General features: G+C 64.9%; 8 protein-coding genes. 2 read left to right on the top strand and 6 right to left on the bottom strand.

Annotation, left to right across the window (positions count from 1 at the left end):
• A partial coding sequence (coaBC, locus tag EN780_RS22605) for a bifunctional phosphopantothenoylcysteine decarboxylase/phosphopantothenate--cysteine ligase CoaBC (protein ID WP_128275365.1) occupies nt 1-894 on the top strand: 894 nt, incomplete at its 5' end.
• Between the two features lie 36 nt (nt 895-930).
• Here the strand turns inward: coaBC and EN780_RS22600 are convergent.
• Nucleotides 931-2,262 (bottom strand): aspartate aminotransferase family protein, encoded by a 1,332-nt coding sequence (locus tag EN780_RS22600; protein WP_128275364.1) that lies wholly within the window; start codon nt 2,260-2,262, stop codon nt 931-933.
• Between the two features lie 96 nt (nt 2,263-2,358).
• Between EN780_RS22600 and EN780_RS22595 the strand changes: the two genes are divergently transcribed.
• Nucleotides 2,359-3,201, top strand: coding sequence for a LysR family transcriptional regulator (locus EN780_RS22595; protein WP_128275363.1), 843 nt, complete (start codon nt 2,359-2,361; stop codon nt 3,199-3,201).
• Nucleotides 3,202-3,231: 30 nt separating this feature from the next.
• Here EN780_RS22595 and EN780_RS22590 read toward each other — a convergent pair whose 3' ends face one another.
• The 5 genes from EN780_RS22590 to rpsU form a co-directional block, all read right to left on the bottom strand.
• Nucleotides 3,232-4,680, bottom strand: coding sequence for an MFS transporter (locus tag EN780_RS22590; protein WP_245500077.1), 1,449 nt, complete (start codon nt 4,678-4,680; stop codon nt 3,232-3,234).
• A 165-nt stretch (nt 4,681-4,845) separates the two neighbouring features.
• Nucleotides 4,846-5,328 (bottom strand): DUF992 domain-containing protein, encoded by a 483-nt coding sequence (locus EN780_RS22585; RefSeq protein ID WP_127308940.1) that lies wholly within the window; start codon nt 5,326-5,328, stop codon nt 4,846-4,848.
• Between the two features lie 73 nt (nt 5,329-5,401).
• Nucleotides 5,402-5,875: a DUF992 domain-containing protein gene (locus EN780_RS22580; protein ID WP_127287195.1), complete on the bottom strand. Its 474-nt coding sequence runs from the start codon at nt 5,873-5,875 to the stop codon at nt 5,402-5,404.
• 275 nt (nt 5,876-6,150) lie between these two features.
• Nucleotides 6,151-7,005: a tetratricopeptide repeat protein gene (locus EN780_RS22575; protein WP_127287196.1), complete on the bottom strand. Its 855-nt coding sequence runs from the start codon at nt 7,003-7,005 to the stop codon at nt 6,151-6,153.
• 195 nt (nt 7,006-7,200) lie between these two features.
• Nucleotides 7,201-7,464, bottom strand: a complete 264-nt coding sequence (gene rpsU / locus EN780_RS22570; RefSeq protein WP_126058367.1) for a 30S ribosomal protein S21 — start codon at nt 7,462-7,464, stop codon at nt 7,201-7,203.
• Between the last annotated feature and the right edge of the window lie 153 nt (nt 7,465-7,617).

Here is a 7,617-nt window from a genome sequence, read left to right as displayed (position 1 = left end):
ACCGACAAGAAGGTGCTGATGGCGCCGGCGATGAACCCGAAAATGTGGTCGCATCCGGCGACCCGCCGCAACCGGGCGACCCTGCAAAAAGACGGCGTTGTCTTCGTCGGCCCGGCCAAAGGCGAGATGGCCGAGAGCAACGAGGCGGGCGAGGGCCGCATGGCCGAACCGCTGGAGATCGCAGCCGCGATCGAGGCGCTGCTCGACGAGAGGCCGAAGCCGCTGGCGGGCCGCAGGATCATCGTCACCTCGGGGCCGACGCATGAGCCGATCGACCCGGTGCGCTACATCGCCAACCGCTCGTCCGGCAAGCAGGGTCACGCCATTGCGGCGGCGTTGGCGAAGCTCGGCGCCGATGTGCGGCTGGTCTCCGGTCCGGTCACCATCGCCGATCCGGCCGGCGTCATCACTACCCATGTCGAGACCGCCGCCGAGATGAAGGGCGCGGTCGAAAGCCTTTTGCCGGCGGATGCGGCGGTGTTCGTCGCCGCCGTCGCCGACTGGCGCACGGCGAACGCCGCCGGCGAGAAGATCAAGAAGGTGGCCGGCGAGGGACCGCCTTCGCTGCAGATGATCGAGAATCCGGACATCCTCGCCGGCGTCGGTCATAACAGGCAGCGGCCGGGGCTGGTCGTCGGCTTTGCCGCCGAGACGCAGGACCTGATCAGCAACGCCGAGGCCAAGCTGAAGAAGAAGGGCGCCGATTTCATCGTCGCCAACGACGTCTCGCATGAAAGCGGCATCGGCCCGTCCGGCGTGATGGGCGGCGACCGCAACAAGGTGCGGATCGTCTCGAAGGCAGGCGTCGAGGAATGGCCTGAGATGGGTAAGGAAGAGGTGGCGACACGCCTCGCCGCACTCATTGCCGAGCGGCTGAAGACCATCGTTGTCTGAACGCCCCGCCGCCGAAGACGGCCGGCCCAGGTAATTTCACTCGGCGGCGATGCCTGTAAGGTTCGCGTTGGCGGCTAGTCCGGCTTCGATGGACTCCGAAATCATCCTCAGGCCGAGATCCAGGTCCTCCTCGGAGATGGTCAAAGGAGGGGCTATGCGGAAGACGCCGCCCATCCCGGGAAGCTTGACGATGTTCATGCTCAGGCCGCGCCGGAACGCTTCCGCCGCGATCGTTGCGCCCAACTGGTGATCGGGAACCTTGCCGTCCTTGACGATCTCGACCCCGAGCAGCAGGCCGCGACCGCGCACGTCGCCGACACATTCGTAGCGCTGCTTGAGCCGCGACAGCCCTTCGAACAGTTTCTCTCCCAGGCGCTGTGCCCGGTCGACGAGCTTTTCCTCTTCCACCACATCGAGCACCGCAACGCCGACAGCCGCCGGCAGGGGGTCGGAGACATGCGTGGTATAGAACAGGAAGCCCTTGTCGTGCGCCGCTTCCTCGATTTCAGCCGTCGTCATCACCGCTGATAGGGGAAGCCCGGCGCCGATGGTCTTGGAGAGCGTAAGGATGTCCGGGGTGACGTCATCCCTTTGGAAAGCGAACATGTCTCCCGTGCGGCCGATGCCGGTCTGCGCTTCATCGAGGATCAGCAGCATTCCGCGCTCGCGGCATTTCTGCTGGAGTGCCGCCAGATAGCCTTGCGGCAATTCCAGAATGCCGCCGCTCGACAGGATCGGTTCGGCGACAAAGGCCGCGAGGCTCCCCGTCGACTGGCTGTCGATCAGATCGAAGGCATCGTTCAGCTCGGTCAGCCAATCCAATGAACCGTCGGCATTCCTGAAGCGCGGCCGGAAGCTGTTGGGCGCGGGAATCGCAAGAGATCCAACCGCCGCGGGCCCATAGCCCTTGCGGCCGGCGCTGTAGGTCGCCGACGCGGCAGCACCGGTCATCCCGTGCCAACTCTTCGAGAAGGCGACGATCTCGTGCCTGCCGGTCACCAGCTTGGCCATCCGGATGGCTGCTTCGTTGGACTCGGCGCCGGTCGAGAGCAGCAGCACCCTGTCGAGGCCGGGCGCCAGCGCGGCGAGACGTTCGGCAAGCTCGACTACCGGGCGGGACAGCATGCCGCTGAAAAGATGCGCGGCCCTTTCCACCTGGCGGCTGACCGTCGAGACGATCCTGGGGTGAGCATGCCCGAGCAGGGCGCTCATCTGCCCGGAGGTGAAGTCGAGGATGGGCCTGTCGTCGGCATCGTAGACGAAGGAGCCAGCGGCGCGCTCGATGATGGCGGGCTCGAAGCTGCCGCCATAGCGGATCAGGTGCTTGCGCGCCGAATCCCAAAACCCAGGCTCCAAGTTTTTCGACATCTCTCAACTCCAGCAAGCGTTGCGCCAACAATCTAGCGGCTGGCGCGGATGCAGTAAAATTGATAGTTGTCGGATTCTGATATCAATGGATTTGATATGCTCGATCTCAAGCTGCTGGCGACATTCGTGCGCGCGGCGCATTCGGGAACCCTCAGTGCGGTGGCGGTACAGGTCGGACGCACGCAGTCGGCCGTGACAATGCAGGTGCAGCGGCTTGAGGAAGCCCTCGGCCAGAGCCTGTTTCATCGCAGCGGCAGCGGGGTGCGGCTCACCGGCAGCGGCGAGCGCTTCCTGGCCTATGCCGAGCGCATCCTCAAAATCCATGACGAGGCGATCTCGGCGCTGTCCGACAAAGGCCTACACGGTTCGATCATTTTCGGCAGTCCCGAGGACTATCTGAGCGCGTTCTTTCCCGCGCTGCTGAAGGGCTTCGGAACCATATATCCCGATGTCGAAATCAAGGTGGTTTCGGCGCCCACCGTCGAATTGCGGACGCTTCTCAACGCGCGCCAGATCGACCTGGCGCTTGTCTCCAGTCCGAACGCAAGCGACGCGCATGTGCGCACCGAAGCGCTCGTATGGGTGGGCAGCAAGCCGGCGCTGGACCTCTACCATTTTGGCGACATCGTGCCGCTTGCGTTGTCGGCGTCGAATGCCGTCGACCACAAGGCGGCTTGCGAGGCCATGGCGCGCGCCGGACTGCGCTACAAAATATCCTATGCCAGCAACAGCCTTGCCGGGCTGATCGCCGTGGCGCGGTCGGGCCTGGCAATCAGCGTGATGACCGAGGATGCGGTGCCGTCGGACCTCCATATTCTGGGCGCGCCGCTTCCTCGCTTGCCCCAGCTTGGCATTCTGGTCGCCTTTGCCGACACCGAGCGATCACCCGCGGTCGAGGCCTTCGCCGATCACATCCGAGCCGTCCTGCCGTCTCTGTGAGGACTTCCGCTCTCCGATTGTCTCCCGAGGTCAGCCCGTCGCTTCCTGTGGATGCGCCGCTGGCATAGCGATCCTGATGGCCGCCAGGCAGCCGAGAATGCCGAGTGGCACGAAAGCGAGGAACAGCCAGCCGGCGACGTTCGCCGCCGCGTCGCGGTTCAGGCCTTCGGAAAAGCCGCTGGCATTGGCGATGATCCCGGCCAGCGCCGCCCCCACCGCATAGCCGATGCGCTGCATGGTCGGCACCGCTGCCGATGCGATCGTCTGCTCGCCGTCACGGGCCGAGGCGACGATGACGCGGGTGAGGAACGGCCAGGACACACCGAAGCCGCCGCCCTGCAGAAGAGCGCAGAGCAGGATCAACGGAATCGAGCCGCTCGGGATTGCATAGGCAAGCCCGGCGAGGCCGGCCGCGATCATCAGGGCACCGAGGACTATGATCAGCCGTTCGCGCTCCAGCGGTGCGTTGGCGACGAGGATCGCGAGAATCGACCAGGCAATCGATTCGGCGGCGATGATGTAGCCGGTGGTCAGGATCGAGATGCCGTGCAGCGTGGTCAAGAGCAGCGGCCCATAGATGGCGAAGGAGACGGTTGCCACCGAGAAGGCGGCCACCATGGTCATGCCGCTGCCGACCGGCGAGCGCCAGGAAAACAGCCGCGACGGAAACAGCCGCGAGCCCGGCTTCAGCGCATCGACACGGAAGAATAGCACGAGGCCGATCAACCCCAGCCCAAGCAGCAGCGAGGAGCGCAGCAGGGCGACATCGACGCCGGCGCTGGCGATCAGCACGACGCTGACGGCAAGGCAGCCGAGCGCTGCATAAGGAAAGGGCGGCGCCGTGCCCTTGTCCACCTGCGGCCTGGTCGCCTGCGGCGTGTCGAGCACGATGAAGCTTGCCAGCGCCATGGCGGTGCCGCCGACGGTGAAGATGCCGAAGGCCCAGCGCCAGGACAGAAGCTCGGCCATGATGGCGCCAAGCATCGGGCCGCTGAAGGCGGCAACACCCCAGATCGCCGACATGATGCCGAAAAGCTGCGGCCAGATGTTGCGCGGGAACAGCCGCTCGACCGAGACGAAGGCCAGCGACACCAGCGCACCGCCGCCCAGCCCCTCGACCAGCCGTCCGGCAAGGAAGAGCGGCATTGAGGGTGCGGTGGCGCAGATCAGCGCGCCGGCCGCATAGAGCAAGGCGGCAACCATCATGTTGGTGCGCAGCGCCACATAACTCACCAGCCTTCCGGCGGCAGCGCCGGCGACGATGGCGCCAAGCTCGTAGATCGCCAGCGACCAGCCGACCAATTGCACGCCGGCCAGCTCGCCGACCATCGCCGGCATCACCGTCGCCACCATCGTCTCGTTGGTGGCGTGCAACAGAATGCCGAGACTGATGAAGCAAAAGCGCGCCAGGTCGCCGCTCGCCCACAATGCCCGCCAGTCCACCTTGCCGCCCGCCTTGTTGCCGCTTGCCACCGTCACGTCGATCTCCTGCTTGCCATTCGCAGCCTCATCCGCAACGCGAAAGGGCGCCAGATCCAAGTTCGGCTGAGCTTGTAGAACCTCAAGCGCGGTTGAGCTCAACAGGCCTTTTCAGGAATGTATGGCGAACGCCGCGACGCTTGAAGATCGGCTTTTGATGAGCTGTCAGTTGGCGGTGCTGCGCAGCTGGAACTGGCTGACGCCGATGGCGATGTTGATGCCGGTCTGCGTCTGCAGGCTGAGAGGCTGCAGCGTGAAGGCCTGTTCGGAGCCGCCGACGAGCAGATTGGCGCCGGCGCCGACCGCCGCCGTCAGCTCGGCGCTGGCGCCGACATAGTCGCCGGCGAGGGCGCCCGGCGCATAGATGTTCTTCAGCGGCGTCAGCACCAGCCACTGCATGACACTCTGTTTGGTGGTGCCGATGTCCAGCCCGTATTTGTTGACGGCGCCGAAATAGGCCTCCGGCGCGAATGTCTTGTCGGCGGGCGTGAAGGTGCAGCTCAGGTCCTTGCTCGAGCCGAAGACAAAGCCGGTGCCGCCGCCGATGGCGCAATCGAGCACGCCAAGCTCGACGCCGCCGCTCTGCGCATCGGCCTGTCCCGCGCAGGCGGCGGCGATCAGAGCAGCGGCAATGATGGTTCTTGGCATGGCGGTCCCCCCAAAAGCATGCGGCGCGAAACAGTAACCTGTTCCGCGCCGCGCGTAAGGGAGCAAATGCGCCTTATTTGAAGGAGTGGATCAGCTCCAGCGAGGTGACCGCAACCGCCAGGTTGACGCCAGTCTGCGCCTGAACGCTGAGCGGCTCGAGCATGAAGGCGCCACCCAGCCCGCCGACCAGGAGATTGGCGCCGCCGCCGGTCACGACACTCGCCTCGGCGTTGACGCCGTAATAGCTGCCGGCAAGGTCGCCCTCGTCATGGCTTCGGGTGGCGGCCAGAACCGCCCATGCCAGCTGGCCCTGATGCGTCTGGCCGACATCGATGCCGAGCTTGGAGATCATTCCCGTGTACTGCTCGGCCGGCCCATGATGATACGGGCGGAAGGTGCAGGACACGCCCTTGTTCGAGGTGATCACATAGCCGACGCCGCCGTCGATGGTGCAATCAAGCGTGCCAAGCCGGAGCGTGCCGGCGTTGACGGGGAACGCGAGGACCGTGGTGGCGAGCGCGGCGGCATAGGCAAGTGTCTTGATCATTGGAAAGGTCCTTTCGCAAATTTGGCCCCGGTTAACGGTCGAGGTGCGTGGAGCGTTCCGCCGAAAACTTGGCGCGAACATGGCAAGGGTTAACGCTTTGCCCTCGCTGTCAGCATGGGTGACGGCGGTTCGTCGTCGGATACGGCCGGCGGATTTTCCAAGCATCTCCGACTGAGGATCGGTTCTTTTGGGCGGAAGGCCTCGGTCGCGACCAGGCCTTCCAGCCATGCGGGATCGACCCTAACGACAGGGCGTCGCGCGGTGCGCCGGCTGTATCAGCTGGCGCTGGCGGTGTTGGTGCGCGACAGGCCGTCCTTGGCCGGCTGGTAGTTCGGATCGAGATGAACCGCCTCGCGGTAGGACTTCGCCGCCCGCGCCTTGTCGCCGCGCCGCTCGTAGATCAGCGCCTGGTTGGCCCAGGCCTCGGCGTTCTTGCCGTCGAGCTTGATGGCCATATTGAAGTCGGAAAAGGCGTTGTCCTCGTCGCCCGTCGCCAGATAGGAGAGGCCGCGGCCGTTGTAGGGCTCGGCGGCGTCCGGCGCCAGCGAGATGGCGGTCGAGAAATCCTCGATGGCGAATTTGTGCTGACCCTGGCTCTGATAGATCAGGCCGCGATTGTGGTAGGCGCGGGCATCGGTCGTATCGAGCTGGATCGCCTTCTGGAAATCGTTGAAGGCGTCCTGGGTGCGGCCCGCCTTGCGGTAGAGATTGCCGCGGCCGATAAAGGCGGCGTCGTAATTGGCGTTGATCTGGATCGAACGGTTGTAGTCGGCGAGCGCGGCCTCCTGGTTGCCGAGGAAGCGCTGGATGAGCGCGCGGTTCGAATAGGCCTGGTAGAAATTCGGGTTGAGCTGGATCGCGGTGTCGAAGTCCTTCAGCGCCGCCTGGTACTGGCCGCCGCGGCCATAGGCCGAACCGCGCACATTGTAGCCTTCCGGATCCTGCGGATTGCGCTGGATCACCGCCGACAGCGAGGAGATGTTCTCGGTCGAGCCCTGCGCCTTGTCGATGTTGTTGAATTCGCCGGTCGGGGCCGTCTGGCACGCGGCAAGCGCCAGGCCCGAGAGCAGGGCCGCCGTCAGGGCGAAGCCGCGCATTGCGGTTCTGCGCTCCACGGAAATTGAATTCATCTCTTCTTTGTCCTCACTGCCCGCCGCGCCGTCAGGTCCGTTCCCTCTCCGAACCGGGTCAAACTTCATCACAAAGTGTCAGAGCATCCGTTGTGCGTCCAAGCAGGCGCACGTCGCTCTAAACAAAAGGGTGGCGGCGATTCCGCATCGCGCCACCCTTGGGTATCCTTCGAAAAGGACGAAAAATTGGCGGTATCAGCGCGGCGAACGCGCAGCACCCGCAGCGCCAGCCGGAGCCGGACGCGGCGTCATCGGCAGCAGGCCTTCGCGCTGGGCGCGCTTGCGGGCCAGCTTGCGGGCGCGGCGCACGGCTTCGGCCTTTTCGCGGGCGCGCTTCTCGGAAGGCTTCTCGTAGTGACCGCGCATCTTCATTTCGCGGAAAATGCCTTCGCGCTGCATCTTTTTCTTCAGCGCGCGGAGCGCCTGGTCAACATTGTTGTCGCGGACGAGTACCTGCACGTGCAATCCTGTCTTTCGGGTTTGAAATCAACAGGCAAGCGGCCATAGCCACTATGCCTCCGCGGCAGGTTGCACCGCGAATTGTGGCGGCTGATAGCAGAATCAGGCCGTCCTGTCCACTGCCGAATGCAATCGAGCGGCGAAATCGCAACC

The sequence above is a fragment of the Mesorhizobium sp. M4B.F.Ca.ET.089.01.1.1 genome (genome assembly GCF_004022605.1).
In the GTDB taxonomy this organism is placed as follows: domain Bacteria; phylum Pseudomonadota; class Alphaproteobacteria; order Rhizobiales; family Rhizobiaceae; genus Mesorhizobium; species Mesorhizobium abyssinicae.
Note: the sequence above shows the minus strand (reverse complement) of the source record. Positions and strands in the feature narration are given on the sequence as shown.

Excerpts from the sequence above, each read along its gene's own strand:
- EN780_RS22575 (WP_127287196.1), bottom strand. The coding sequence starts at position 7,005 with ATGAATTCAATTTCCGTGGAGCGCAGAACCGCAATGCGCGGCTTCGCC.
- EN780_RS22585 (WP_127308940.1), bottom strand. The coding sequence starts at position 5,328 with ATGCCAAGAACCATCATTGCCGCTGCTCTGATCGCCGCCGCCTGCGCG.
- EN780_RS22595 (WP_128275363.1), top strand. The coding sequence starts at position 2,359 with ATGCTCGATCTCAAGCTGCTGGCGACATTCGTGCGCGCGGCGCATTCG.
- EN780_RS22580 (WP_127287195.1), bottom strand. The coding sequence starts at position 5,875 with ATGATCAAGACACTTGCCTATGCCGCCGCGCTCGCCACCACGGTCCTC.
- EN780_RS22600 (WP_128275364.1), bottom strand. The coding sequence starts at position 2,262 with ATGTCGAAAAACTTGGAGCCTGGGTTTTGGGATTCGGCGCGCAAGCAC.